At 39.2% G+C, this 26,127-nt stretch carries 23 protein-coding genes; 10 read left to right on the plus strand and 13 right to left on the minus strand.

The features are described from left to right. Positions 1–23: 23 nt before the first annotated feature. Genes ybeY through B9A58_RS10800 form a run of 5 tightly spaced genes read right to left on the minus strand, consistent with a single transcriptional unit; the run spans position 24 to position 5,907 of the window. Positions 24–455 (minus strand): rRNA maturation RNase YbeY, encoded by a 432-nt coding sequence (gene ybeY, locus B9A58_RS10780; protein WP_084372853.1) that lies wholly within the window; start codon positions 453–455, stop codon positions 24–26. Continuing rightward, on the minus strand, positions 455–856 hold the full coding sequence (locus tag B9A58_RS10785; protein WP_084372854.1) for an ATP-binding protein: 402 nt from the start codon (positions 854–856) through the stop codon (positions 455–457). The genes ybeY and B9A58_RS10785 overlap by 1 nt, the downstream gene beginning before the upstream one ends. Before the next feature lie 33 nt (positions 857–889). Further along, entirely contained in the window at positions 890–4,150 is a 3,261-nt protein-coding gene (locus tag B9A58_RS10790; protein WP_245827063.1) for a coiled-coil domain-containing protein, read from the minus strand. 29 nt (positions 4,151–4,179) lie between these two features. Then, complete coding sequence (locus B9A58_RS10795) at positions 4,180–5,547, minus strand: periplasmic substrate-binding domain-containing protein (protein ID WP_084372855.1); 1,368 nt, start codon at positions 5,545–5,547, stop codon at positions 4,180–4,182. Continuing rightward, on the minus strand, positions 5,548–5,907 hold the full coding sequence (locus tag B9A58_RS10800; RefSeq protein ID WP_084372856.1) for a hypothetical protein: 360 nt from the start codon (positions 5,905–5,907) through the stop codon (positions 5,548–5,550). Between the two features lie 92 nt (positions 5,908–5,999). Here B9A58_RS10800 and B9A58_RS10805 point away from each other — a divergent pair, with 92 nt between their 5' ends. Further along, the gene (locus tag B9A58_RS10805) at positions 6,000–6,692 is read left to right on the plus strand and encodes a ComF family protein (RefSeq protein ID WP_084372857.1); all 693 of its coding nucleotides are present in this window, start codon (positions 6,000–6,002) and stop codon (positions 6,690–6,692) included. 47 nt (positions 6,693–6,739) lie between these two features. On the opposite strand, the gene gldJ is transcribed toward B9A58_RS10805, so the two are convergent. Beyond that, a complete protein-coding gene (gene gldJ, locus B9A58_RS10810; RefSeq protein ID WP_084372858.1) occupies positions 6,740–7,969 on the minus strand; it encodes a gliding motility lipoprotein GldJ in 1,230 nt (409 codons plus the stop codon). 283 nt (positions 7,970–8,252) lie between these two features. Here gldJ and B9A58_RS10815 point away from each other — a divergent pair, with 283 nt between their 5' ends. Further along, positions 8,253–8,846, plus strand: a complete 594-nt coding sequence (locus B9A58_RS10815; RefSeq protein ID WP_084372859.1) for a sigma-70 family RNA polymerase sigma factor — start codon at positions 8,253–8,255, stop codon at positions 8,844–8,846. Positions 8,847–8,941: 95 nt separating this feature from the next. Next, positions 8,942–10,108, plus strand: coding sequence for an aspartyl protease family protein (locus B9A58_RS10820; protein WP_084372860.1), 1,167 nt, complete (start codon positions 8,942–8,944; stop codon positions 10,106–10,108). A gap of 4 nt (positions 10,109–10,112) precedes the next feature. Here the strand turns inward: B9A58_RS10820 and B9A58_RS10825 are convergent, their stop codons facing one another. Next, entirely contained in the window at positions 10,113–12,851 is a 2,739-nt protein-coding gene (locus B9A58_RS10825) for a FlgD immunoglobulin-like domain containing protein (protein WP_084372861.1), read from the minus strand. Next, positions 12,851–13,897, minus strand: a complete 1,047-nt coding sequence (locus tag B9A58_RS10830; RefSeq protein WP_176214751.1) for a saccharopine dehydrogenase family protein — start codon at positions 13,895–13,897, stop codon at positions 12,851–12,853. The genes B9A58_RS10825 and B9A58_RS10830 overlap by 1 nt, the downstream gene beginning before the upstream one ends. Positions 13,898–14,051: 154 nt before the next feature. Here B9A58_RS10830 and B9A58_RS10835 point away from each other — a divergent pair, with 154 nt between their 5' ends. Both B9A58_RS10835 and B9A58_RS10840 read left to right on the plus strand, forming a co-directional pair. Further along, positions 14,052–14,987 (plus strand): glycerophosphodiester phosphodiesterase, encoded by a 936-nt coding sequence (locus B9A58_RS10835; protein WP_176214752.1) that lies wholly within the window; start codon positions 14,052–14,054, stop codon positions 14,985–14,987. Then, the gene (locus tag B9A58_RS10840; protein WP_084372864.1) at positions 14,984–15,487 is read left to right on the plus strand and encodes a hypothetical protein; all 504 of its coding nucleotides are present in this window, start codon (positions 14,984–14,986) and stop codon (positions 15,485–15,487) included. The genes B9A58_RS10835 and B9A58_RS10840 overlap by 4 nt, the downstream gene beginning before the upstream one ends. On the opposite strand, the gene B9A58_RS10845 is transcribed toward B9A58_RS10840, so the two are convergent. Continuing rightward, complete coding sequence (locus B9A58_RS10845) at positions 15,484–17,064, minus strand: SulP family inorganic anion transporter (RefSeq protein WP_084372865.1); 1,581 nt, start codon at positions 17,062–17,064, stop codon at positions 15,484–15,486. The two genes, B9A58_RS10840 and B9A58_RS10845, sit on opposite strands and share 4 nt — an antisense overlap. Positions 17,065–17,155: 91 nt before the next feature. Further along, entirely contained in the window at positions 17,156–18,232 is a 1,077-nt protein-coding gene (locus tag B9A58_RS10850; RefSeq protein WP_084372866.1) for a hypothetical protein, read from the minus strand. 149 nt (positions 18,233–18,381) lie between these two features. Between B9A58_RS10850 and B9A58_RS10855 the strand changes: the two genes are divergently transcribed. The 3 genes from B9A58_RS10855 to B9A58_RS10865 are packed head-to-tail and all read left to right on the plus strand — an operon-like array spanning position 18,382 to position 20,626. Next, positions 18,382–18,942: a TetR/AcrR family transcriptional regulator gene (locus B9A58_RS10855; protein ID WP_084372867.1), complete on the plus strand. Its 561-nt coding sequence runs from the start codon at positions 18,382–18,384 to the stop codon at positions 18,940–18,942. Between the two features lie 8 nt (positions 18,943–18,950). Further along, positions 18,951–20,198: a beta-ketoacyl-ACP synthase II gene (gene fabF, locus B9A58_RS10860; protein WP_084372868.1), complete on the plus strand. Its 1,248-nt coding sequence runs from the start codon at positions 18,951–18,953 to the stop codon at positions 20,196–20,198. Between the two features lie 50 nt (positions 20,199–20,248). After that, complete coding sequence (locus B9A58_RS10865) at positions 20,249–20,626, plus strand: nuclear transport factor 2 family protein (RefSeq protein WP_084372869.1); 378 nt, start codon at positions 20,249–20,251, stop codon at positions 20,624–20,626. Between the two features lie 199 nt (positions 20,627–20,825). On the opposite strand, the gene B9A58_RS10870 is transcribed toward B9A58_RS10865, so the two are convergent. Next, positions 20,826–21,182: a hypothetical protein gene (locus tag B9A58_RS10870; RefSeq protein WP_084372870.1), complete on the minus strand. Its 357-nt coding sequence runs from the start codon at positions 21,180–21,182 to the stop codon at positions 20,826–20,828. A gap of 510 nt (positions 21,183–21,692) precedes the next feature. Between B9A58_RS10870 and rnr the strand changes: the two genes are divergently transcribed. Both rnr and B9A58_RS10880 read left to right on the plus strand, forming a co-directional pair. Then, positions 21,693–23,858 carry a ribonuclease R gene (gene rnr / locus B9A58_RS10875; RefSeq protein WP_084372871.1) on the plus strand — a complete coding sequence of 722 codons (2,166 nt, stop codon included), beginning with the start codon at positions 21,693–21,695 and terminating at the stop codon, positions 23,856–23,858. Beyond that, positions 23,851–24,828, plus strand: a complete 978-nt coding sequence (locus B9A58_RS10880; RefSeq protein WP_084372872.1) for a polyprenyl synthetase family protein — start codon at positions 23,851–23,853, stop codon at positions 24,826–24,828. The genes rnr and B9A58_RS10880 overlap by 8 nt, the downstream gene beginning before the upstream one ends. Here B9A58_RS10880 and B9A58_RS10885 read toward each other — a convergent pair. Together B9A58_RS10885 and B9A58_RS10890 are read right to left on the minus strand one after the other, a co-directional pair. Further along, positions 24,825–25,352: a hypothetical protein gene (locus B9A58_RS10885; RefSeq protein WP_084372873.1), complete on the minus strand. Its 528-nt coding sequence runs from the start codon at positions 25,350–25,352 to the stop codon at positions 24,825–24,827. The genes B9A58_RS10880 and B9A58_RS10885 overlap by 4 nt on opposite strands. Continuing rightward, positions 25,352–26,059, minus strand: coding sequence for a porin family protein (locus tag B9A58_RS10890; RefSeq protein WP_176214753.1), 708 nt, complete (start codon positions 26,057–26,059; stop codon positions 25,352–25,354). The genes B9A58_RS10885 and B9A58_RS10890 overlap by 1 nt, the downstream gene beginning before the upstream one ends. Positions 26,060–26,127: the final 68 nt, after the last annotated feature.

A 26,127-nucleotide genomic window follows, 5' to 3' on the forward strand; every position in this document is an offset into this window, starting at 1 on the left:
ACGTGGAACGTTATTAAACTCTCTTAAATTTGAAATTGCGGCAAAGATAAATAAGCATTCTCTTTTTCTCTCATTGCTGCTTGCTCTGTCTTGGATTTGTCGTTGTACCCAACAAGGTGCAAGACACCATGAATGATGACCCTACGTAGCTCTGTTTCAAAGGGAATGCCTTGATCTTGCGCATTGTCTTGTACGCGCTCTACGCTTACGAAAATATCGCTTTCTACGATTCCTTCTTTTTCAGAATTGTCGAAAGTGATGATGTCAGTATAATAGTCGTGCTGCAAATAATCTACATTGATTTGATGCAGGTATTCATCAGAGCAAAAAATGTAATTGATTTCTGATAGTTCATGATTTTCTGAAGTGACGGTGTGAACGATCCAAGAGGTGATGATTTCTTTATGATTCAGCTCAAAAGCAGTGTCTTCATAAAAGAAATTAATGTTATCCATTAGGGTAGGTAAAAGCTTAGTATAACCTTTTTTCCATTGTCTATGAAGGATACCTCATCACAAAGATTTTTCATAAGGAAAATCCCTCTTCCGCCAGGTTTCTCAAGGTTTTCTGGAGCAGTGGGGTCTGGGAGGTTGTCATAATCAAACCCTGGCCCCTCGTCCTCTATGGTAAACTTTACTTGATTGTCTTCGAGGTTGAGTGATAAGTGTACGTTCTTTGATTTATCTGATTGGTTGCCATGGACGATGGCATTGTTAACAGATTCTGTAACGGCGATCATGATGTTGCCATATATGTCGTCAGTAAAGTTGTATTGCTCTTTGGCGTTGTCTATGAAGCTTTCAATTATTCTAATGTTTTCTGAAAGCGACGGAATCTGAATTTTAATGGCGTCCATTATTTTCTGTTAATCAATTTGGTCACAAATATATTACTGTTCATTCAACCTGCGGAAATATTTATTTACTTCTTCCTTATAATAAGGATTCATTTTAGGTGGAACGGTATTTAGAAGTTCAAGTTCTTTTTGTTTGGCCTTAATATATTCTTCAAATTCTGGTGGTAGGTTTCTATTGTAATTATCAGCTTGTTCGGCCTCCCTCTGGTCATCAAGTTCTCTTTCACGCAATGCATCTTCTGCTTTGAGCATGCGAGTAAGAATGTCCTTTTGCCTATTGATAGTCTCTTGAGTGATTCTTTTATTCACTAAATCTTGTTCCGTTTTTTCCATTTTTTCAATGGCTTCTTTAATGTTTGTTCCTGCACCTTCTTCGTTTTCTCCCAATTCATCTTGTAGTTTTTGTAGTTCATTACGTAGCATTTCTTGTTCTGCAGCTAGCTCAGCCAGCTCTTTTGATAGAGGCCTTCCTGTTTTACCACTTTTCTTAAGGTCTTCTATTTTCTTATTGAGCTGTTTTTGCAATTCTGATAGTCCTGGGTTGTTTTGCTTTTGCCCCTTCCCTTTTTGGGGTTTACCCATGGACTCTGCCATTTGTTGTTGCATTTGCTGCAGTACGTCGTCTAAGAGAAGAGCGAGGTTATTAATAGAAGTCATGGCATATTGCTGATGGGTAGTGGCTTCTGCTTTTCTACGGTCTTTAAGGCCTTGAAGACTCGCTTCTATTTCATCGTTCATTGCACCCACCTCACGTGTAACAAAACTCTGTATTTGAAAGACTCTGCTTGCCAGAGACAATAGACTGTCCTCAATAATTTTTGCGTCGTCTTTTAGCTTAAGTTGTTCTTGAGAGAGTGTGACATATCTAGGATCGCTTTGATTAACTCCTCTAAATTGAGTCATAATGTTTTCTTGGTCAAATGACACTTTTACTAGGTTGTCTACTATGTCGCGTAGATGGTCAAGGTTTTCTTGCATCATGGTCATTTCCATTCCAGCCTGCATCTCTTCCATCTTCTTTTTCATTTGTTTCATCTTGTCAGCAGCATTTTTCTGGGATTCTGACGACTTCTTTCTTTTGTTTTGCTCTAGTAGTTCTTGGCTTTTTTGTTGTTCATTTTCAATTTCTGATTCTTCTTGACTGAAGTCTTCAAGGCTTTCTGGTTGTTTCATTTCTTGATTCAGCTCCTCTAATTTGTCCATTTGTTTTTTCACTTCTTCAAAGGACTCATTTAATTTTTCCTGCTCATCCTGCAATGATTCCTTGTCATTCTGCTTATCCAGGCTTTCTTCTGACAACTCTTCTTGCTCCTTACTTAGTTTATCCAAATCATTAATGATTTCGTCCATTTTATAGTCGAACTGCATGCGTTTAAACATCTCAATGGCACGTTCAATTTCTTTTTGAAGGTTTTCCTCTTTGTTTTCTATTTGATTCATGACGTCCTCGATATCATCAGAATCTTTTTGTTCTTCAAGAAGTTTTTTCAGCTCATCGTACAATTTCTTGGTTTCATCATCAAGGATATCATCCATCAGCTTTTGCAGCTGCTCTACTTTTGTCTGGAGCTTTTCGTTGGGTTGGTTGAATCTTTCTTGTTTTTTGGCTAAATCTTTATTTTGTTGATTGATTTGATTTAGCGCTTCTTCGAGTCTTTCTTTTTGTTTGATGAGATCATTTATTTTCTTGTTCTCTTGCCAGTTTAGGTTTTCCTTACTTTTCAGATCGTTTTGAATGTCTTTGATCTGTTCATTGAGATCTTGTGCTTCTTCCAAGGATTTATCAAGCTCTTTTTTTGCTCCTGTTGCTTGTTTATCGAGTTTTTCTTTGATTTCTTTTTTTTCAGGGAGCTTAAACGTATAGGTAGAAGTCTGTGAAGGTTTACGGCCATTGATGCCGTCATTGTCCCAAACTCGGATGAAATAGGCTATGGACTCTCCTTCCTCTATGTTCAAAGTGTCCAATTTCCATTGGTAGAAGTAGTTTTGAGAAGTCAGGTTTTTGTTGAAGGGAATAGCAAAAGAATTTTGAATATCGTTTTTGCTATATACAAACTCAAGTTTGGAAATGCCATAGTCATCGCCTATCAATCCATTGAAGACAATAAATGCAAAAAGCGTGGTGTCATTATAGATGTCAACTGAAATTTTAGGAAACTGATCTTTGATTACTTCTATGTTATACGCAATTGAATCTTTGTTTCTGCTATGTTTATTTTCTAAAAGAAGCCTATAGGAATCAGTTTGCTTCACGCGTTTTTTGGACTCAAATAGTTGATTTCCAGAAGGTTCGAAGTTTATAGGTGATGCTTCTTGATTAAATTTTATTTGTACAGACTCTGCTTCTATAGTTTTAATTCTCCAGGTAATTTGAGTTCCCTCTGGAACTGTCAGGTTACCTACATTTTCCAACGCCTCATTCTTTTTTCCTGTGTAATTGGGATAGTCCAGACCGATATTAAAGGTTTTGATGTCCGGCCTACGTAGTACCTCTACATTATAATTGCCGGACTGATAATCTGATGCTTCTATATTGAATGAAAAGCTGTCCTGAACTTTCGAAAAAGTATATTCAAAATTATCCTTTGCATTTGGCTTCATTTTTATTTTTCGACCCATCAAGCTTACGTAGACTTGATCAGGAATAACAGAGCCTGTAACTCCTACTTCTAGTAGGAAGTCTTCATTTTTGAATGCAGTGAAATTCTGGTTTATAGGAGCTATTGAAAATAAAAGCCCTGGAGAAAACTCTCTATCATAGTTGACAATGCGATTGGTACTTTCAGTCAAATATTGAGGAATGAAAAGAAGTAACGAAAAAAGAACGAGGAAGGGATACGCTACATATTTGATGTATTTTTTGTTTGATTTTAGATCAATACTGGATTTAAACTCGAACGGAGAAATCTCTAAATGACGTTTTTCAATACTGGCAATGATCAGACTGTTGTCTGATGATGAAATACTACCTAACTGTATGGTATTCAATAACTTATCACTTATTTCGGGAAAAAATTTACCAATAAATCTTGCTGCTTCTTCGTCGCTTATTTGACTATCAGCCTGAATAAAGTTTAAATATGGGCGTAAGATTAATTTGAAAAATAGAATTAGTAACAATAATATTCCAGTGAAAAACAGTATGCTTCTTCCTGTAGAATTTGGAGAAAACGAATTTTCAAATGTGGTAGCCAAGAGGTAAGCAGTTGTGATAAGTGCAAAAAAGAATATGACATTCTTAATGAGAATATTAAGAAAATACTTCTTTTTGAAACCTTTAATCTTATTTTTCAATATGTCTGGCGATTGACTCAAATTAGTATTTAGTATGATTTGGCATTTTCAAAATAAGCTTGCTTTACCAGTTCGCTTAAACCATGTCCAGTCTCAATTCCTTTTAATCTATTGCTAAAAATAACATACTCATGAAAAACACCTAAAACAACAAATGTTGTGTAATGTGACTTCTCTAGTTTTTTTTCCATTAGAATTTCTATTGATTGGAGATCCAAAGAAGAGACAAATTCTGAACTTTCCTTTCTTATAACGATATGTGGCTCAGTAGGATTTAGATTTTTCATATTACTCTTAATCAATGCCAATGACGGACTGTTTTTGAAATAGATGGTCTCGTCCTCCGAAACTTGGGAGTACAACTTGACTTCATAGTTTGGAGAATCGAGTGCATTATAGGTTAGGTTATCTAAATCATTTGAATAGCTTGAATACACCAATTTATTATTGATATCAGGTATAGCACCAAGTATACGTTTTTGTAAAATAGTGTCTTGTGCATGAATTTCCATATAGGTAATGATCGTCTGATTAGTAGTGCTCGTTTGGTATTGAGCGTACTTGTTGCGAATGACCTTATCTAGGTCTTGCTTATGTTTTGTATTCAGTTGAATATGAGGGTTGTAGAATGCAAGATCCAGTGACCCTCTAAAAAATTCTGAATACACAAGATCGACATTCTTGGTAAAGCTGATATGGATGGTTTCTATTTTTGGGCCGTCTTTTTTTCTTCGCGATAATTTGGCAGAAATGTCCTCATTTAGTTCTATTAATTCGTACAACCCAGAACCAACGTAAGAATTGTTTTTGAATTTGAATAGTACATACATTTCATCTTGAAACCATTTAGGTAGCTGATCCTCATTTTTGCTCATTTGGATAGTGAACGAATTATCGTTTATGATTCGAAAACCACTTGGAATGGAATCGTAAATATTTAGATTTTCGCGATACCAGTTGATTAATCCAAATCCATCCATTGAAGAGAACAGTTCTTTTACAGCTTCAGATTGAAAATGGAATTGTAGGAGATGCTTGAACAATAAGCGGATTGACTCTGAATCAACAAGAGTACCATCATGAAATGTGTTATTGGGATGAAGTTCAAAAAAATAGGTTTTTTCCAAGGAGTCATATCTATAGCCCTTAAAAACTGAACTAGTGCCATCCGAATTAAAGAACTTATCAAACGTCAGATCAATGACAAATTGCTCTGCTCGATTGTTTGTTTTCAATGGGTTTACCTCCAGAATATTCTCCTGAAAATTGAGCCTTAGTGTTTTATTTGTTGGTTGAGCGTTTGAATGTATAGGTTGGTGCTCTGTTTCACATGAAACAACTAGCAATACTTGAATGGTAAGCCACGAAACAATTAAATATGCCTTTCTGCTATTCATCTAGTTGATAAGGCCTATTTCTTCAGAAAAATATTCGAGAACATGCATCTTGAGAAGTTTTTCTTGCTCCAAGACATCAAAATGAGGAAGTTCTTTTTTTAGAATCCAGTGGGGCCAGCCATCTGCGTCTGTGCCTTCGAGTTCGTAAAAACCCGCATAACTTAAACACTTACAAATACCTAGATGTATAAGATCTTGTTTTTCTTCTTTAGAAAAATTGTCATATCCTCTGCCTAATTCTTGTACGCCTATTAGAAACAATACACCTTTAAGATCTGCTGGTTTTCGACCCAATACTTCCTTGAGCCGTTCACGAAGCTTCACCCATTTTCTTTCCAGGTCTAAGTCTTTTTTTAGCATTTAATTAGTTCGTTCCTGATTATACACAGTAATATCAAAGATATCTCACCTTGTGTTTGAAATAGAAAAGCAATCAGTTTAATTTTCATAAGATGATAAAAAAATACTGGAAAGACTTCTTGTCACTGATTTATCCAAACGTATGTTACAATTGTGAGGTGGCATTGGTGGAGGGAGAAGAAAAAATTTGCCTTAGATGTTTTCGAGACTTTCCATTAACTCACTATCACGAGATGGAATCCAATCCATTGCTTCAGAGCACCTCTGGAAATTTAAAAGTCAAAGGTGCTTTCTGTTATATGAAATTTAATAAGGCTGGAATAGCACAGAAACTACTTCATGAATTAAAGTATAAAAATAATGCATCAGTAGGCTTGCTGCTTGGCGAGTGGTTTGCCAATTATATTAAAGAAGATTTATTGGCAGCAGACATTGATGCTATTATTCCTGTTCCTTTACATAAAAATAAGCAAAGAAAAAGAGGCTATAATCAAAGTGAGGTCATCACACGAGGACTAAATAAAGTTACTGGTATTGAAGTTTTGAATGATGTTATGATCAGGACAAAGAACGTTAGTTCGCAAACAAAGAAAGGCAAAGTCGATCGTTGGCAAAATGTAGATGCTCTGTATATGTTGGAAAATGTTAAGGTATTAGATGGAAGAAGGGTGCTTTTGCTTGATGATGTGATTACCACTGGAGCAACTATTGGCACAGCAGCAGAAGTACTAGCCGAATCTGAAGTACAAGAAATTTATCTCGGATGTATTGCGTCTGGAAAATAAAAAAGGCCGATTCGAAAACCGGCCTTCATATCTAAGTTTGTTATCTTTTAGTAGTTAGTACCTGCTCTAATCATAGCACAACGGAAACCGATAGTTGAGGTAGCAGAATCTTCTTCTAAGTATCTTCTTTGTCCTGGAGACATCCAGTAAGCTACATCAGCCCAAGAACCTCCCTTATAAACTCTAACTCTATCGTTAATTAAAGAATTGTAGTTCGAAAAGTCATAACCATCTTCCTCATCTAAGAACCCATCTCTTCTTACAGGGTTTAGATCATCAAAATCTTGATAAGAAAGTGGACGGTAAACATCTTGTACCCACTCATTCACATTTCCAGCCATGTTATATAAACCGAAATCATTTGGAGGATAGTCATAGATGTATGTCGTAATCATGGCACCATCATTCAGCTTACCCGCTATACCCGCGTAATCACCACGTCCTCTTTTGAAGTTGGCCAGAAATGTACCCAGTTGCTTTCCGTATGGATTTCTTAGTGCATGACCATCCCAAGGATAAAGTCTGCTGTGTGTCTGATTTTCATCTAACCACTGTGTACCAATAAGCGCTAAGGCTGCATATTCCCATTCAGCTTCTGTTGGCAGACGGTAATTAGGCAGGACAAAGCCTGACTCCAATGGAATTCTTCCCGCAGATGGCAAATCAGCTTCAGCTTCTATGGCCTCATCATAATATCCAGCGTCTTCAGCTAATTTCTGATTTACAACAATGGATCTCCATAAGCAGTAATCTTGTGCTTGCTTCCAAGTCACCCCAACTACAGGGAAAAATCTAAAGCCTGGATATCTTAAGTAGTGATCTACATAGGGATCATTGTATGCCAAGTTCTTCGCCCAAACTGTAGTATCAGGTAAAGCAGACTCGTAAAATTCACGAGATGAATCTAATCGAACATAGTGTAGATATTCTAACCAGTGAATGTTCGCCACTTCAGTTTCATCCATGTAGAACGAAGCTACAGTTACTGTTCTTTCATGGTTGTCACTGGAGTTAGCGACATCTTCTTCGAAACTACCAAGGATGGTTCTACCACCTTCAATAAATCTCAAGTTGGGACCTTCTGGCTGACCTCTAAAGTCATTGACCTGAAAATCACCTTCTTCTTCATTGTACGCAAGCCCAGTTGCAGAACTATATGCACCCGGATCATTACTGGTAGCATGGCCACCACCGCCCAGCGACCCACAAGAGGAAATGCCTACTGTGAGACCAACAAGAATTGCTGATGCGTTAAGGTAAGGAACAAATTTTTTCATAACAAACTCAAATTTTATTCAAGCTCCTAAAATAAGGACAATTTTTCTTAAAACAAACATAGTAAAATGCAAGCAGGGAAAATAATCACAATTTTTCCCATATCTAAGTTTACTGCCCTATTTCGGAGATTAACAATTTTATCTACTTATAGAATCCAAAAATATTTAAAATATTGTTCATGTACACACCTTTTACTCAAATTAAGAAATCGTGAAATAGCGATTAACCCCTAATGGGTCCGAAAATCACAAGGTTTTTTTTGTTAAATTTGCACTTTGAGCTATGTCACAAGCAGAAGCAGCACTATATCGTCCATTACTTCATACCATCGCCTATAAAATCGTTGGTTGTTCTGCTATTGCGGAAGATATGGTGCAGGATACTTTTTTGAATTGGTTCAAAAAAGAAAGACAAGAAGTAAAAGACGCGAAGGCCTATTTGATTTCGTCTGTGAGGAACTTGAGTATCAATCATCTCAAAAAGAAAAAGGATGAACTGTTCGAAAATATGACGCCTAATCTTCCTTCATTTAGTATCAATGCTGACATTTCTTATTTGGATATCAAGCAGGAAATTTCAGAATCATTGGCTGTTTTGCTCAAAAAGCTAGCACCAGCAGAACGTGCTGTATTCGTATTGAAAGAAGTTTTCAATTTTGAATATTCGGACTTACCATCAATTATTGGTAAAACGTCTGACAATTGTCGCCAATTGCTCAGCCGTGCTCAACAAAAGCTCAACCAAGAAAAGGAGCGTTTTGCGTTAGAACCACATAAGCTCAGCACACTAATTGGCAATTTCAAGAAGGCCACCTTAGGCGAATTTGAGGGGCTTATAAAAAGTCTGAAGGAAGACATCCCAGCTGAAACTAAGTAGAAGGGAGATTTGTCGTCAAAGTGATATCTGTTCATTTATTTCATTTCTTTCCAAAGTCTCCCTAAATTATCATTCTAAAACAACAAACATCAACCATGAAAAAAATTGCCCTTGTTATAGCATGTCTTAGTTCATCATTTGCTTTCGCCCAAACACCAACAAAGAGCATTCCCTTTGAATTGTTTGGTGATCATATCATTATCCAGTTGAGCGTAGATGGATCAGAACCATTAGACTTTATTTTTGATTCGGGAGATGGAATCACGGTAATTGATGAAGAAATTGCAGAGCAATTGCATCTAGTGAAAGAAAAAGTTGTCTTAAATCAAGGTACAGTTACTGGCGCATTGATTAAACACAACAAGCTAGAAATTGGTGATTATTTGTTGGAAAAGAACATCAAAGTCTATTCTACAGATTTAGATCATTTGGAAATTAGTTTGGGACGTGATTTTGATGGCATAATTGGTTATGATCTGTTGCATCATCATGCGGTCAGAATTGATTATGACAACATGAAATTCGAAATATATGAACATGGTCAGCACCCCAAAAAAGGAGAACCCATTCCGTTCAAATTGAATACGGCCATTCCAACTATTGAAGGAAATGTAGTGCTCAACAATGGTGAACCACACCCAGGCACTTTTTTTGTTATGACAGGCGCAGGAACCACACTAGATTTCAATTCACCTTATGCTAAAAAATATGATGTGATTCACAAAACTGGAGAACATTACTTCTATTATGTGAAGAGCATTTCTCAGGATGAGACCAAACATTACGAGGGCATGGTGAAGTCTTTTACTTTTGGCAAGCAAAAACTTGACGATCTTCCTATAGGCATTAGCCAAGCCAAGTCAGGAACACAAGCACATGAAAAGGTATCGGGTATTTTGGGCAATAAAATCCTGAGCAGATACAATATGATATTTGACCTTCCGGCCAAATTGATTTATATGGAAAAGAATAAAAACTTTGACGACCACTTTACAGTGAACTGTAGTGGAATAGATATTCAATTGTCAAAAGACAAAATGAAGGTATTGATTCATCAGGTTTTTGAGGGGAGTGTAGCAGAAGCTGTTGGTATTCAGGTCAATGCGGAATTGGTCAGTATCAATGGCAAAGCAGCACTTTCAGAAATTGATTTCCCTGGTATTCAAAAGGCATTGGTTCAACCTGGCAAAACAGCTAAACTTGTAGTCAATCAAAATGGCGAGGAAAAATCTGTAAATCTGGCTTTGCAACCATTGCTCTAACGAACTACTGATTAAGTAGCATTTTCCCACTGTAGGTTTTACCATCATAGATGATCAAATACTGATAAAGGCCATTTTTTACTTGTGAGCCATTATCATTTTTGCCGTTCCAGGTGGCTGTCATATCCCCCGCGAACTGAGGAGTATTGAGGAGCGTTCTAATAATTCGCCCTGAAACATCAGTGATATAAATTGTGATTTCACTTTGTTTAGGAAGAGTTAGCGTAATGTGAAAATTATCTTTGAATGGATTGGGGTAGCCATTGGTCAGCTTTAGTTTTTCTTCTTGTTGTGCCTTTGATACTACAACTTTGGTGTTTTTAATCATAGATTCAAAGACTCCATTGCCATGTGTGGCAACTGCAATTTTGCCATCTGACGGCCTATAATCCATCATTGTTACTACTGAGTTTCCTATACTTGAAACGCCTTCTTTTTGCCAAGAAGTTTCTTTTTCAACCAATGCATCTGTGCTGTATAAGCCCGTGCTCGTCCCAACAAAATATTTGTAACTGTCATCATTCAAGGCAATAATTTCTGACCACCTGAAGCTGGGGCCATTGCCTGTACCATCTTCATTTTCCTCTAGATTTCCTCCTACATCCTTAAAGTTTTGGCCCCCATCTTCTGAAAAAAATAAACTAAGAATATTGTAGTTTGAATAGCAAACAAGAATACGTTCAGCATCGTTTGGATCTATACAAATGTTCGACACATAGCCTTGTTGCCCAAAGACTTGTTCTTCCTGTGGTTCGAAGGAATTGGCTCCTGTTACTTTATAAACATTTCCAGAACTTGTGCCATAGTATAAAATACCCACCTCATCAGTTGAAATGTCCAATGCTGTAATATCCTGATCAGGAACAGTAGAGATTACATCCCAATTTTTGGAAGTTGTTACTTGTTTGAACTTCTGTATTTCTGTTAAATTTTTATTTCGCCAAATGGCACTATCCCCTGCTAAATACATACGGTTGTAATTGTTTGGGTCTAGCACAAAGGGTGCAATGAAAAGATGACTTTCTCTTACTATGCCACTGGGGTCTACTTTTGCCCATGTGTTGATGCCGCCGTCTGCGTTATAGGAGATTTGAAATATTCCAGCTTCTTGGAAAGACATATACCAAAAAATATTGTCTGGGGTGCTGGCACAATATCCCCCGTCTCCACCCAGTACAGAATCCCAATTGGTATTTGTACCTGCATCAGATTTGAAATAGGTGCCATTGTCTTGCATGCCACCAATGATTTCATTCCTGTTTTCATTTTTGGAAATGGCTAATGTGTAGAATTGAGAAGTAACGTATCCATTATTCAATGAACGCCATTCAACATTTTCTGCGAGGTTGTCAGTTGTCTTAAAAATGCCACCATCTGTTGTTGATAGCATTTGATTGGATTCAGATAAGAACACAAGTTCATGTTGGTCTGGGTGATGATTTTCATAAAGTTGATTCACATTGTCTACATCATATCCACCAATTTGTGAAGTGTTGGCCGAAGTGGCAAAACCGTCTGTAGACCTGTACAAATTTGTTCCGCCTATGTACAGGATGTTAGGGTCTTCAGGGTGAACTTTTATAACCATGTTGTAAGAATTTTGGCTATCAAATGCTTCAAATTGCGAATCCTCGTCTGGTATTTGATTCGAGCGGTTTGTCCAATTTCCGTTTTGGTATTTCCATAGTTGAATTTTTGTTCCTTCAACCAGAAAATAGATAATATTTTCATTTGAGGGAGCGTATGACATGACCAGCCTTTCAGAAAATGAATTGAATCCATCTGGAGTAATATCAGTCCAATTAGTTCCATTTTCAGAATAAAAAATGCCAGATAATGCAGATACTCCAGAACTAGAAAAGCTGCTTAAATATGCATACATTTTTCCTGAAGGTGTAATCATCAGGTTCGTGTAAAATGACGCATTAGAATTGTTCAAATCTCCTGATGTATCTTCCAGTAAGTTTGGCTCGCCCCATACCCATTCCCAACTATCCCCTCCATCGTTTGACCTTACTATGTTTCCATATACGGCTGCATAAACTATATCATCTGAAAACTCATCAGTCGGGTTTATGGCCAGCGTCCATACATAGTTGAAAGGACTGTCAAATGAAGCTGGATTGTTTGAGCTAGTTGAGGGGAGGATGTCCCACGACTCACCATTGTCTGTAGACTTGAAAATGCCATCTCCTCTATAGGGTGTGTCTGCAGATCTGGCCGAATTGCCAACCAGCTCTCCTGTCCCGAAATACCACGTATCACGTTTGCCTATCCTGGGGTCTTGAACAACTGTAGTAGCACTATTGATCACTGTGGGCTGTGAGGTTCTTTTCCAGTCTGAGCCTCCATTTGTAGATTTCCACATGCCTCCAGAAACACCACCAGCTAGCATGATGTCCTCATCTCTGCCATCTAGCGCAAAAGCGCGTGTTCGGCCACCTACGTTTGCCGGGCCTGCCAATGTCCAAGCTTGTTCTTGTACTCTTAGATTAGATTGCTTTTGTTGTAAGTTTCGAGCAAAAAATATTTCCTTCTGGTGAATGCCACTTGGAATTTCATTGGTTGTAGGATCAACTAATTGGCGGCGCTCGTATTCAAATCGTTCATTTGGTTTTTCCTTAGTACCAATAGCTGCGGGTGCCTGTGGTAAGGGTGGCGCCTCATTTTTTTTCTTTTCTACTTCACAAGCTGATAACCAGATGCCAAGCAACAAGCTCAACGAAATTGTCCAATCTCTCATTAAATATCTTCTCGCTTCGTATTTTCAACATTCAAAATAAAATCAGCCCCATAAAGCATGGAAGGCGTTTGATATCCTAAATCAGAAATTTTCTTACTCAATTCCTCTATGATCATCAACGAAGTGATAGCCGTGAGTTTGTATCCTTCGGGTGTTATTAGTCTTGCGGATTGGGATTTTCCGAACGCATTTCTTACCTCTCCCCATAAGTAGCAGTGGCTGTCTTCCCTCATTTGTTCTGAGGGTCCAGTCACTGTCTTCTTCACCTTGCTTTGAAGATAATTTTGAACAAACCCTAAATTGAAAAACCACCTCCATTTTTGAACGGTTTTCATTTTTTTGACCTGACCAGGGTGCATGGCTGTATACACCATGATGTTTGGAATTCCGGTACTTCTATATGCGGTAGATATATCTCCCCACGGAATAGACACAAAGTTTTTTTCTTTTCCATCCAGATTTAATTTTCGCGTAGCATAAACATGTGGTACTGGAATGACCTTTCCGTCTTTTCTGATGGCGCCACCTTTGCCTATACCCTGAGTCATCGTGAGTGCTGTTCCGCGTGAAGTAGAGGACTCACTCATAAATGCCAATTCGAGGTGAGTGGCATCAGGAAGCTTCGATTTTAAATAACTGGCTAGACAATCACTTGGCACCACGTCAAATCCAACACCTGGCATAATGAGTATTTCTGCTTCTTTAGCTTGTTGATCCATAGATGCGCCCAATTCAAAAACCTCAATTTCTCCAGTGATATCCAAATAGTGAGTTTTGGTCTTGAGGCAGGCCTCCATCATCACTTTGGCAGTAGAAGAAAAAGGGCCAGCGCAGTGCAGCACCAAATCTACTTCAGTCAATGCGTTAATCAATTTTTGTGATTCACTTAAATCAAATGAGTGATAATCAAGACTGAGGCTGTTGGCGAGTACTTTTGTCTTTTCTTCATTTCGGCCGGCCAGAATAGGACTAAGTCCCTTTTCTTTTGCTAATTTGGAAATGAGCTGGCCAGTATAACCATAAGCTCCATAGATGAGAAATTTCATGGGCATAATATTTTGAATCTGGAAATTAAGTAAATCTGCGCAATCCCAGTCTCTATTCAACCACAATAATATGGTCTAAGTTCATCAAGTTTTTTTATGTTAAGCGACTTGTTGTATTTTTAATGTCACAAACAGATTTATTATTACTATGTCAATGAACAGCCGCAATTTTATCTGGTATGCGCTTCCCATGATGATCTTTTTGGGTCTTATGTGGCTATATGAACCATGGTTTTATCAGAGATATATTGCCAGTGAGAAACTGGAGAAAATCAAAAAGCGCAATTTTAAAATTGTTGGCCATAAAGGAGCAGCAGGATATGCACCTGAAAACACGTTGTCGTCTTTTCAAATTGCCATGGATATGGGTGCTGATATGATAGAGGTAGATGTGCACTATACCAAAGATGGTGAAGTCGTGGTTTTTCATGATGAGGAGGTGTCGAGAACTACAGATGGCAAAGGCAGAATTCATGAAATGACTTTGGCAGAAGTGAAGGAGTTGGATGCTGGTTATTGGTTTTCACCAAAATTTCAGGGAGAAAAAGTACCCACCCTAGCAGAGACGATTGATCTGATACATGGAAAGATGGAGTTGATTATAGACATCAAGTCCAAAGGACATGGTTATTATGATGGATTCGCTGAGCGGATTGTTGAGATTATAGATGAAAAAGATGCTATGGACTGGTGTATTATTCAGGCTTATGATGAGCAATACCTGGAACATGCCTACGAAGCTGACTCTACTATAGAAATGAAAAAAATAATGATGGGTGAAGATGAAACACACCTATTGGCTTTTTATATTAATGCAAAAAACTTCACAGATCATAGAAACATGCATGAGTTTTATGGCACGTTGAATCCACATTATACTACCCTGTCACAACGCCGTATATTCAGATTCCATGCCCGAGGGTATAAGGTATATACCTATGTGGTAAATGAAAGATCTGATATGCTCAAAATGTTGAACATGGGTTTAGATGGCATTATTACTGATTATCCAGATCGTATGGTTCAAATAAGGGAAGAATTGGAGCAGCTGGATAGAAGGCGCGCAGCAGGAGACGAAAAAACACCTTGACAAACCAGTACAAAAACGGAGAGGAGTATTATAATAAGACCTATCTCCAATTCAATTTTTTTATTGCTGTTTCACTTGTGCCATTTGGCTACTTATTGTTGCTCAAGCAATCTGGCCAACTGATTTCGTTGGTATCTGGTGATTGGTACCTGGTGGTTGTATTCACATTGCTGTTAGCTTCTGCCGCTATTATTTTTCAGACGAGTAAGCATTTCAATTCCTATTTGGGTATTGATAAAAATACTTTCAGTTTGAGAAAAAAACTGGATCAATATAAGTCGGAATCTTTGAAAAAGTATCTAGCCTTTTTGCTCGCAAGCCTGGTTTGTGTTTGTGGATTGTACTTAACTGCCAGTGCTTTTTTCATTGTTGGATATATCGTGTCGATCATTTTATTATCAATAAAACGACCGACATTAAATACCATTATTGAGGATTTGAAATTATCAGAAGAAGAGCAAAATATCCTGATTGAAAAAAAGGATATTCCTTTCAACTAAGCCTCTATTCCTACCGACTCTGTCACTACATAATATCTTGGATCATCTATATCTGAGATGATAATCTCATCAAACTTAGGATTGGCCTTTTTGAGTACTCGTTTGCAATCTGGACTCAAGTGTTTGAGCATTACCGTTTTACCCAGGGCTTCATATTTGTTCACCATGATTCGGATGGCTTCTACACCTGAGTGATCTGAGACTTTTGAGTCAATGAAATCAATTTCAATTTGTTCTGGGTCTTCTACAGGATTGAATTTACTGTTGAATGCCTGAATAGAGCCAAAGAATAGTGGCCCCCAAATTTCATAAACTTTAACGCCATTTTCTCTGGTGACTTTCCTTGCTCTAATTTTTGTAGCATTTTCCCATGCAAAAACTAATGAAGAAACGATAACACCACAAATAACTGCAATGGCCAAATCGAACATGACCGTTACGGCAGAAACTAAAATAAGGACAAACGCATCTGCTTTTGGTATTTTATTGATAATTCTAAAACTAGACCACGCGAAGGTGCCAATGACTACCATGAACATTACTCCCACCAATGCGGCAATAGGTACTTGTTCGATATAAGGAGAAAGAAATAATATAAATGACAATAGCATTAAAGCTGCTACGATTCCAGACAACCTGCCTCGTCCACCAGATTCTACGTTGATCATGGACTGACCGATCATTGCACAACCGCCCATTCCTCCGAAAAAACCATTGATGATATTGGCTGTGCCTTGAGCTATGCATTCTTTATTTCCACTTCCTCTTGTTTCTGTGATTTCATCAATAAGCGTGAGTGTCATTAAAGACTCAATCAATCCAATAGCTGCTAAAATCAAGGCATAAGGAAATATGAAGTATAAGGTGTCCAGACTAAATGGAATCTGTGGAATCATAAATGAAGGCAAACCGCCTTCAATGCCAGAACCACCATTGGATTGTACAAAAGATAAAACAGTCTGTGTATCTACTCCTCCAAAAATCACAACCAACGAAACCGCTACAATAGCCGCCAAGCCAGCTGGTATTTTATTCGTGATTTTAGGCAAACCAAACATAATACTCATAGTTAAGAGCACTAGCCCTAACATAACCCAAAGATCAGTTCCAGCCAACCACTGACCCTCTACTTTGAACATGCCCAGTTGCGAGAGAAAAATCACAATCGCCAATCCATTCACGAAGCCAAGCATAACGGGATGTGGAATCAAACGAACAAATTTCCCAAGTTTGAAGACTCCCGCAGCCATTTGTAAAAGACCCATTACCACCAAAGTCGCAAATAGATATTGAACACCAGCTCCTTCTACTCCTGGCATCAATGCATTTCCTTCTTTCACTAAGGAAACCATCACGACAGCCAAGGCACCTGTAGCTCCAGAGATCATTCCGGGGCGCCCACCAATTACGGCTGTTACCAGGCCGACCATGAAGGCACCATACAAACCAATGATAGGATCTATTCCTGCCACAAAAGCAAAGGCGACCGCTTCTGGTACCAGTGCAAGAGCAACAGTAATTCCTGATAGAATATCATTTTTGGCGTTCTGGGTTTTATTCTTGATCAGCTCAAACATAAATTTTTCTCTTTTCTAAAATCGGCTGCAAAGGTAGGAGACTATTTCATTAGGTCATAGTCACACAGTAAATTATAAGTGAAAGCAGACGTTATCGAACAGACACTTTATAGGTCGACTCGCCACTTTTTAATACAAACAATCCAGAACCGAAAGTTGGATTGAGAATGGCCATACCTGAATGAGCTATGATTCCGGATTGTTTTACGTGTCCTTGGAGATCAAACAATAGCCAGTGTGTACCAGGCTCTCCGGTAATCTGAATTAACGAGTTGGCAAATACTGCGTGAATTGAAGCCCCTACATTTACTTTTACAGCGTCGAAGTACTCAAATTTGCCGTCAAAGTCAGTTTGCTTGATCCTATAATATATTCTACCCTTTTGAGGTTGTCGATCGATATACATATAAGATCTGTTGGAGTTAGAATTTCCCGATCCTGCCAGTTCTCCAATTACTTCCCAGTCATCTCCGCTTTTTGATCGTTCGATGGAAAAATAATTGTTGTTAGTTTCAGAACTTGTCAACCATTCGATGACAACCTGATCATTTTGAAATTTGGCACGAAGGAAAACCAATGTGACTGGGAGCGGCTCACTCATATCCACTTCTTCAGACCAATCTACGTCATCCATGTTAGTGCCGTTTACAGTCCCACTTCCACTAGCACTCCCTGATACAGTTATGGTGCCAGACCCTGTGATCGCCCCATTATTGACAAAGCTGGAGTTGTCAGTCAATTCACCATCTATCACCACATGGTCACTATTATTAGTAATTGACCCAACAGATCTTAGTATTCCGCCAGCGCCAAGTGTCATTATGCCTCCGTCGTCGATAACCAGATTCATTAGTTGGATATTGCCACCATTGTTGATATTGAAAGTAGCACCTGATTGAATGGTTACCGTGTTTGGCCAGTCAAAATATACGCCGTCGTGGTTTACATTCACGACATCACCGCTGAGCAGTGGGCTAGGAGGCGCACCATTAGCATCCCATGTACCAGTACTTATAGTTGTGTATGTAGTAGCTGAGCTGGAGAAAGCCAAGAGCATAAGCATCAAAAGAAGTTTCTCAGCTTTGTCTAAGCATCTTACAGAATCCCCAAATCGATAAACGAATGATGAACAAATCATATCCTTTTCATTAATGTTATAGGGACTCATAGGGGGTGGGTTTGCAAAGATAAGGTGCAGAAACTTTGGTTTGGTGGAAATGCAATACGGCGATATTTGAGTGCCATTGATCGGAAGATATGCACCAAAAAGAGAAGGTTTTTTGAGAGTACTTACTTACTAGTAAGTATATTTGCGTGATGTTGAGCACCAGGGAGCAAATACTAGATTTAGGTGAGGCACTGATTCGCACACGAGGTTATCATGGATTCAGCTATAAAGACATCAGTCAAAACCTCAATATCAAAAATGCGGCAGTACACTATCATTTTCCTACTAAAGAAAATTTGGGCTTAGCCATCATCCAGCGAAGTATCGACCTGTTTGAAGATAAAGAAGAGGCCTGGGCCTTGTTGTCAAAAAAAGAACAGTTACTTGATTTCATCAATATTTATCAAAAAAGTAAGGATAAGAAATGGTCTTGTTTGATGGGAGCACTTTCTTCCTCTTCTGATTCTTTGCCTGAAGCCATGCAGAGCAAGCTAGGTGATCTGGCTACATATATTTTAGATCGTCTCACGCTGACTTTGAAGCAAGGACTCCAGATTGGGGAATTCAATTTTCCTGAAGAGCCAAGGGCAAAAGCCCAACTGATTATATCTTCGCTGCTTTCTTCACTTTTACTCGATAGAGTAATGAAAGAAGATGTGTTTGACTCGATAAAAAAATCAATTGTTCAATCTGTAATATCAAATAACTAAATCATATAATGGCTGAAAGAAGAGTAGTAGTCACAGGCATGGGTGCAATCACCCCACTAGGCAACGATGTACAAACCTTTTGGGACAATGCAGTAAAAGGGGTAAGTGGCGCAGGGCCAATCACCCACTTCAATGCAGAAAAATTTAAAACCCACTTTGCCTGTGAAGTCAAAAACTTTGATCCAAAGCTCCATTTGGACAGAAACGAAATCAAACGTACGGACTTGTATAGCCAATATGGCTTGTATGCTGCCGCCCAAGCCATAGCAGATTCAGGCTTTGAATTCGAGAAAATGGATCCATTTGATGTAGGTGTGATCTGGGGGACGGGTCAGGGAGGACTGGAGACTTTGGAGCAAGAAGTGCAATACTTCATGGAAAAAGACAAAGAGCCCAAGTTCAACCCCTTCCTGGTTCCAAAGATGCTGACCAATATGTGTGGTGGCATGATCGCCTTGAAATATGGCTTTATGGGAATTGGCTTTACGACCATCTCGGCTTGTGCCACAACAAACACGGCGATTATGGACGCTTTCAATTACATCAAATTGGGCAAAGCCAAAATTTTTGTGACGGGTGGATCAGAGGCTCCAATTACTGAAGCAAGTATTGGTGGTTTTGGGTCTATGAAAGCCTTGTCTACAAGAAATGACGATCCAGCTTCTGCTTCAAGGCCTTACGATGTAGACCGTGATGGTTTTGTAATGGGCGAAGGCGGAGGTGCCTTGATTCTGGAAGACTATGACCACGCCAAAGCGCGAGGAGCAAAAATTTATGCAGAGATTGTGGGCTCAGCCATGACCAATGATGCCTACCACATGACGGCCACACACCCTGAAGGCTTGGGTGCGCTTCGTGCCATGCAGTTGGCCTTGAAAGAAGCGAACCTGACACCATCTGATCTAGATTATATCAATACCCACTCTACCTCTACGCCAGTGGGTGATTTGAGTGAGCCAGCGGCCATAGCCAAATTGATGAATGGCTATGATAACAAGTCCGTGATCAGTGGTACCAAATCCATGACGGGCCACATGCTAGGTGCTGCTGGTGTGGCAGAAGCCATACTTTCGATCCAGTCGATCAATCACAACATTGTGCCCCCTACGATCAATACGGAAACCATTGATCCAGAGATTGTGGGTGACCATGATATTGTGACCAAAGAAGCCAGACAAAAAGAAGTAAATGTAGCCATGAGTAATACTTTTGGATTTGGTGGCCACAATGCCATCTCGGTTTTTAAAGCTGTCTAAAGAAAACCCTAACAGGGATTCAAATCCTGTTAGGGTTAAATAACATTTCAATGAACCTTGAACAAAACAAACAGCATGCAGTTGCCTTCTACCAAATGGCTTACGAGGGCAACCCACGACAAGCGGTAGAAGCCTATGTTGGAGATGAATATATCCAGCATAACCCTGATGTAGCCAATGGCACAGAAGGATTCATCGAATATTTCGAACGGATGCAAAGAGAATACCCTGAGAAAAGCATTGAGTTTGTTCGAGTGATTGCTGAAGGTGATCTAGTAGCACTCCACACCCACCAAATCTGGCCAGACAATGATCAATACGTAACCATGGATTTTTTCAGGTTTGATGACAATGGCAAAATCGTAGAGCACTGGGATTCGATCCAGCAGATTCCAGAGACTTCTGCCAATCCGAATACGATGTATTAATTAATTTGGAAGCACATAAGGCGTACTATGCTTGCTGTATAAATGTTGTGCTTGGAACTATTAGAAGTGAGCTGTTCGTTATTACTTTTTTCGCTGAAAAAGAAAAAAAGAGGCAGTCAGGTTTGTGCTAACTACCTCAAAAAATCTATCCTGAATATTGATAGGAAATCAAACAAGGTTATTCACTTAACCATTAGAGTTATTTAACCTTAATCTGAATGTCATAAACATTACCGCCTGGATTTTGTGTTGGGTAATCAAATACTGGGGTATTGCCATAATTAAACTGATGTGCTCCAACAGCTGGGTCATCTAAATAGATAGATCCTAATTGTTGGTTGCCAAAATCAATGAAACCCATATTAAATCCAACTCCTCGAGGAGCTATGGGAAAAGAATCATTCCCCATAGAAATTGTAAAAGATTCTCCATTCGACACTTTTGTGCCAATGGATGGAGCAGTAAAACCAGCGTCATCATTTACTTTCCCCATCTGAGTAATCATAATTTCAGAACCAGTTTGATTCGTAATTGTACATGAAGCAGACATTGCCATAATATTAAATTTTAAAGATATTTACTCCTACTCTATTTAGGTTTTTCGGATTTCACCTCTGTAATCAGCAAATAGTCGTAGCTACCCTGTCGAATTTTTTGCTTTTGATTATAGTTCAAAATTGGCTGTAATATTCGTAGTATTTTTACCGCAGAAGTATGATACTTGTGAATACCTCAAAGGAGGTATTCTGAACAATGAGATAGTGAATTTGTCAATGTGAAAAGAACATAGTAAGTGCTAAAGGCGATCCCTGTTACAGACGGTGGCGATAAATACAACCAAAACCCACCCCATCCGTTACCGCACTTGTAGGACTAAAAATTAAATGCCTACCTTTGTAAAAAATTATTATTAACCAATCGAGTAGAGCCAACCCTGGCAAGCTTTCGCATGAGATGCGAAAATGATCAGCATAAGATCATATCCGATAAGAAAGATTCTCACCCTTCCCCGTATCTTTGTTAGGATTGTGTTCGACTCCAATCACATCTTATTATATTCCCATACATGGCGAAAAAGAAAAAAGACAATAGGCGGAAAATCAACCGCACGAATAAAGTACTAAACATAGACGCTGTAAGAAGACAAGTCGCCGGATTGTTCGACGAGAACCCAGCAGAAGCTTTTACAGTCAAACAAATATTTAGCAAGGCCGGTTTGAGAGACAAACTGGCGAAGAAAGAAGGCCTCAACTTCGTGCTCGACCTAGAGCAGGAAGGCACAGTAGAGCAATTGAGAAATGGATCGTTTCGATCCAGAAAAACAAATACAGCATCTGGACTGGAAGGCGTAGTAGATCATGTGAATCGTAGATTCGCTTATGTGATCTGCGAAGGCGAAGAAGAGGACATCTGGGTGAAAACAGATGACCTGAAAGGTGCCATCAATGGTGACCGAGTCGCCGTACGAATCAAAAGCGGAGGCCGCCAGGGCAACAGACCAGAAGGTGTCGTCACCAAAATTGTATCCAGAGGACGAACAGAATTTGTAGGAAAGATTGAAGTTTTACCCAAATATGCTTTTGTGGTACCAGATTTTAGAAAGATCTATAATGACATATTCATTTATCCAGAGAAAATTGGTAAAGCCAAGACCAATGACAAAGTGCTGGTCAAAATCAAAGAGTGGCACGGGGGTAAACAAAAAAACCCAGTTGGTCAGGTTGTAGAGGTATTGGGTCAGGCGGGCGATCATGAGACGGAGATTCATTCGATCATGGCAGAGTTTGAGTTGCCGTTCCGATTTCCTAAAAACGTAGAAGCGGCCGCAGATAAAATCCCCGTAGAAGTTCCAAAGGAAGAAATCAAAAAAAGAAGAGACGTTCGTGATGTTACCACTTTTACAATTGATCCAGACGATGCTAAAGATTTTGATGATGCGATTTCAGTAGAATACCTGAAAAATGGAAACTATGAAATTGGCGTGCACATTGCGGACGTATCTTACTATGTAGAAGAAGATGGCATTTTGGATGATGAAGCCGTGAATCGAGCGACTTCTGTTTATCTGGTGGATCGCACGATCCCTATGTTACCAGAGAAATTATCAAACGGGCTTTGTTCACTAAGACCGAATGAAGAAAAGCTGACCTTCTCAGCCATGTTTGAGATTACGCCAAAGGCAGAAATCAAAAACCAATGGTTTGGTCGTACTGTGACCTATTCAGATAGACGATTTACCTACGAGGAGGCACAAGAAAGAATTGAAAGTGGCGAGGGCGATTTTCAGGAAGAAATCAATTTGCTCAACGGATTGGCTCATCAACTTAAGGACAAACGCTTCAAAAAAGGAGCCATTGGATTTGAAACAGTCGAGGTCAAATTCAAGCTGGATGAGACAGGAAAACCTATTGGGCTTTTTCCAAAGGAAAGAAAAGACGCCCATAAACTCGTGGAGGAATTTATGTTGTTGGCCAATAAGAAAGTGGCGGAGTTTGTCTTCAACAAGCATAAAGGCGAAGACACTTTTGTGTACAGAACACATGATGATCCAAATCCAGAAAAGCTAGAAACCTTCTCCAAGTTTGCCGCGAAATTTGGTCATCGCATGAATCCAGGTAAGGATGTGGCTGATAATTTAAACACCTTAATGGATGACATCCATGGTAAACCAGAGCAAAACGTATTGGAATCATTGGCGATCCGAACCATGTCTAAGGCGGTATATACTACCGAACCCAAAGGTCATTTCGGGTTGGCATTTCCTCACTATACGCATTTTACCTCGCCGATCAGGAGATATCCAGATGTGATGGTGCATAGATTGTTGCAGCACTACCTCGATGGTGGAAAGTCTCCTAAAGTAGATCCATATAATGAGTTGTGTCGTCATTCGTCCGAAAGGGAAAAGCGAGCTGCTGATGCAGAGAGAGCTTCTATCAAATACAAACAGGTTGAGTTTATGTCGATGGCAGAGAATCGTCCATTTGCTGGAATTATATCTGGTGTGACGGAGTGGGGGATTTTTGTGGAAATTACAGAAACCAAATGTGAAGGCATGATCAGAACTTCAGCTATGACGGATGACTTCTACGAATTCGATGAAAAGAACTTTCGCATGATTGGCAAACGAAACAAAAGGATGTTTACTTTGGGTGACGAAGTGACGGTGATGGTGGTAGACACTGATATAGACCGTAGAACCATAGATTTGGAGTTTGTAAATAATGACTAAAGACCTTAAAATCTTTCAAGAAAAATTAAGCGAAAGATTACTCGAATTGGATTTGGAAAAGGAGCCCAAAGAGCTTTATGAACCGATTCATTATACACTGAGTTTGGGGGGCAAACGCATGCGTCCCATCCTAGCTTTCATGGGCTACCTGTGTAGCAAAGAAGACTGGGAGAAGATTATTGATCCAGCATTGGCGATTGAGCTTTTTCACAATTTTACTTTGATTCATGACGACATCATGGACGAAGCCCCACTTCGAAGAGGCGAACCTACAGTTTATAAAAAGTGGAATAAGGATATAGCCATTTTATCAGGAGATGTGCTGATGGTGATGGCCTATGATTTGCTCATGAGAGCAGATTATTCGGACTTCAAATATCTGCTGAGATTGTTCAATCAGTGTGCCATTGAAGTCTGTGAAGGCCAACAACTGGATATGAACTTTGAAGAAAAAGCTTCAGTGAGCGAGGCAGATTATATCGAAATGATTCGATTGAAGACTGCTGTTTTGCTTGGCTTCAGTTTGGAATTGGGTGGCTTACTTGGAGGCATGACTAAGGAAGAATCACAGCATTTGAGGGACTTTGGTGTCAATATTGGGATCGGATTTCAGCTCAAAGATGATTTGCTTGATGTTTATGGAGATGCTCAGAAATTTGGAAAACAGGTTGGTGGAGACATCATAGCCAACAAAAAAACTTTGCTGCTAATCAAGGCCATTGAATTGGCTGAAGGCAAACAGAAACTAGACTTGCATAATCTTTTGGCGGATAAAGATATTGACCCTGTGAAAAAAGTAAGGGAGATGAAGGCCATCTATGCTGATCTGAACATTGAGGCTATTGCCGAAAAGGCCATGAACGACCATTTTGAAAAGGGGTTTGATCAACTCAATGATTTAGAGAAAAGAGAATACAACCTACAGCCACTTCGCGAGTTTACAGAAGCACTCATCGCGCGAGATCATTAATCCACTAGGTAGGCGTTGATGGTGGTGATGGTATATGCGCCAGAGCTGATATTGATAGACTCAAATTCAAAAACAATCTCACCATTTTCGTAAATGAGACCATCATAAGTGCCAATTGTAGACCCGTTGTCTTCTAGGTCGATCGTGCGTGTACCATCTACTCTGAACTCATCATCGTCAGAATATGCACCATTGATATACTGCGTGTTGCGCTGTATGCTAAACGAAGTGACCACACTTCCATTGCTTAGTGTATGCTCTGTTAGATTAATAAGCACAAGATCATACGACCAGCCCAACCGTGGATATATGGACAAATAGGCCTCACTTCCAGCAAGGCTCATGTCAAACGAACCCGTATTTCTCCCCCTTTCAGATTGATCTCCTCTGTCATCAAAATAAATGGATGAAGAATCATAGTTGTAGTTACCATCCCCTCCTTCATTGGGTACACTAAAGAAATCTCCAGAGTCACAAGAGGATAAAAATAAGCTAAGTGCTAAATATTGTATGTATTTCATCATTATCTAAAGTCAGAATGGAGTTTCCATTGGAGAACAAATTGAAGCACTCCATTTTTTAAATCTAATTCTTCCAGATCACCTCTTTCGAAAATATCGAGTAAGCCATAGTTATACCTAAAGGTGATGTTTAGCACTTTGGTGCTTAGACCAAAACCACCTAACACCCCTGCGTCAATATTTCTAACTCCTGAAATGTGGGTTCTACCTTTATCAATATTCACTTCCCACCAGGGGTAGAATATTTCAGAAGAAAGTAGAGAAGCACCATATCCTCCAACCTGAAAAAACACCTTTTCATTGAATTTAATGTTGCCAGCTAAAGTGACTTTGATATAGTCTACAGCAAACGATTCGTTTTCCGTGCCTTCAAAAGCGCCAAGGTCGTGTAGGTAAGTTGTTCTTTTCTGAAAGTGTCCTCCCATATAGCTATAGACAGCTTCAGTTTGAATGGCAAACTTTTCTGATATGTGTATTGTGGCAAACATACCCATGTCAAAGGTCAGCCGATTTCTTAATTGTTCATAATTTTCTACTCTGTTGCTATAGACGATTGGGCCGCCGTCTCCATTGAGATGGGTAAAGTTGATACTGTGCTGTAGACCGAATTCTATACCTGTTGCAGATGGTTTTTCTTCCTCCTGCCCATAGACATATCCTGAACAAAGGAATGCGATCAGAAGGAAAGTCAAATTCAATGTTTTGCTCATGCTTTCGAGTTTTACATAAAGACAAAAATATGAGTAGAGCCCCTCAATGTATAGAGTTGAATTTGTGT

Origin of the sequence: Reichenbachiella faecimaris, assembly GCF_900176375.1 — a bacterium.
Taxonomy (GTDB): Bacteria; Bacteroidota; Bacteroidia; order Cytophagales; family Cyclobacteriaceae; genus Reichenbachiella; species Reichenbachiella faecimaris.

Excerpts from the sequence above, each read along its gene's own strand:
- fabF (WP_084372868.1), top strand. The coding sequence starts at position 18,951 with ATGGCTGAAAGAAGAGTAGTAGTCACAGGCATGGGTGCAATCACCCCA.
- gldJ (WP_084372858.1), bottom strand. The coding sequence starts at position 7,969 with ATGAAAAAATTTGTTCCTTACCTTAACGCATCAGCAATTCTTGTTGGT.
- B9A58_RS10880 (WP_084372872.1), top strand. The coding sequence starts at position 23,851 with ATGACTAAAGACCTTAAAATCTTTCAAGAAAAATTAAGCGAAAGATTA.
- B9A58_RS10825 (WP_084372861.1), bottom strand. The coding sequence starts at position 12,851 with ATGAGAGATTGGACAATTTCGTTGAGCTTGTTGCTTGGCATCTGGTTA.
- B9A58_RS10845 (WP_084372865.1), bottom strand. The coding sequence starts at position 17,064 with ATGTTTGAGCTGATCAAGAATAAAACCCAGAACGCCAAAAATGATATT.
- B9A58_RS10830 (WP_176214751.1), bottom strand. The coding sequence starts at position 13,897 with ATGAAATTTCTCATCTATGGAGCTTATGGTTATACTGGCCAGCTCATT.
- B9A58_RS10870 (WP_084372870.1), bottom strand. The coding sequence starts at position 21,182 with ATGGCAATGTCTGCTTCATGTACAATTACGAATCAAACTGGTTCTGAA.
- B9A58_RS10795 (WP_084372855.1), bottom strand. The coding sequence starts at position 5,547 with ATGAATAGCAGAAAGGCATATTTAATTGTTTCGTGGCTTACCATTCAA.
- B9A58_RS10815 (WP_084372859.1), top strand. The coding sequence starts at position 8,253 with ATGTCACAAGCAGAAGCAGCACTATATCGTCCATTACTTCATACCATC.
- B9A58_RS10800 (WP_084372856.1), bottom strand. The coding sequence starts at position 5,907 with ATGCTAAAAAAAGACTTAGACCTGGAAAGAAAATGGGTGAAGCTTCGT.
- ybeY (WP_084372853.1), bottom strand. The coding sequence starts at position 455 with ATGGATAACATTAATTTCTTTTATGAAGACACTGCTTTTGAGCTGAAT.
- B9A58_RS10855 (WP_084372867.1), top strand. The coding sequence starts at position 18,382 with ATGTTGAGCACCAGGGAGCAAATACTAGATTTAGGTGAGGCACTGATT.
- B9A58_RS10885 (WP_084372873.1), bottom strand. The coding sequence starts at position 25,352 with ATGATGAAATACATACAATATTTAGCACTTAGCTTATTTTTATCCTCT.
- B9A58_RS10805 (WP_084372857.1), top strand. The coding sequence starts at position 6,000 with ATGATAAAAAAATACTGGAAAGACTTCTTGTCACTGATTTATCCAAAC.
- B9A58_RS10865 (WP_084372869.1), top strand. The coding sequence starts at position 20,249 with ATGAACCTTGAACAAAACAAACAGCATGCAGTTGCCTTCTACCAAATG.
- B9A58_RS10820 (WP_084372860.1), top strand. The coding sequence starts at position 8,942 with ATGAAAAAAATTGCCCTTGTTATAGCATGTCTTAGTTCATCATTTGCT.
- B9A58_RS10835 (WP_176214752.1), top strand. The coding sequence starts at position 14,052 with ATGAACAGCCGCAATTTTATCTGGTATGCGCTTCCCATGATGATCTTT.
- B9A58_RS10785 (WP_084372854.1), bottom strand. The coding sequence starts at position 856 with ATGGACGCCATTAAAATTCAGATTCCGTCGCTTTCAGAAAACATTAGA.
- rnr (WP_084372871.1), top strand. The coding sequence starts at position 21,693 with ATGGCGAAAAAGAAAAAAGACAATAGGCGGAAAATCAACCGCACGAAT.
- B9A58_RS10890 (WP_176214753.1), bottom strand. The coding sequence starts at position 26,059 with ATGAGCAAAACATTGAATTTGACTTTCCTTCTGATCGCATTCCTTTGT.
- B9A58_RS10850 (WP_084372866.1), bottom strand. The coding sequence starts at position 18,232 with ATGAGTCCCTATAACATTAATGAAAAGGATATGATTTGTTCATCATTC.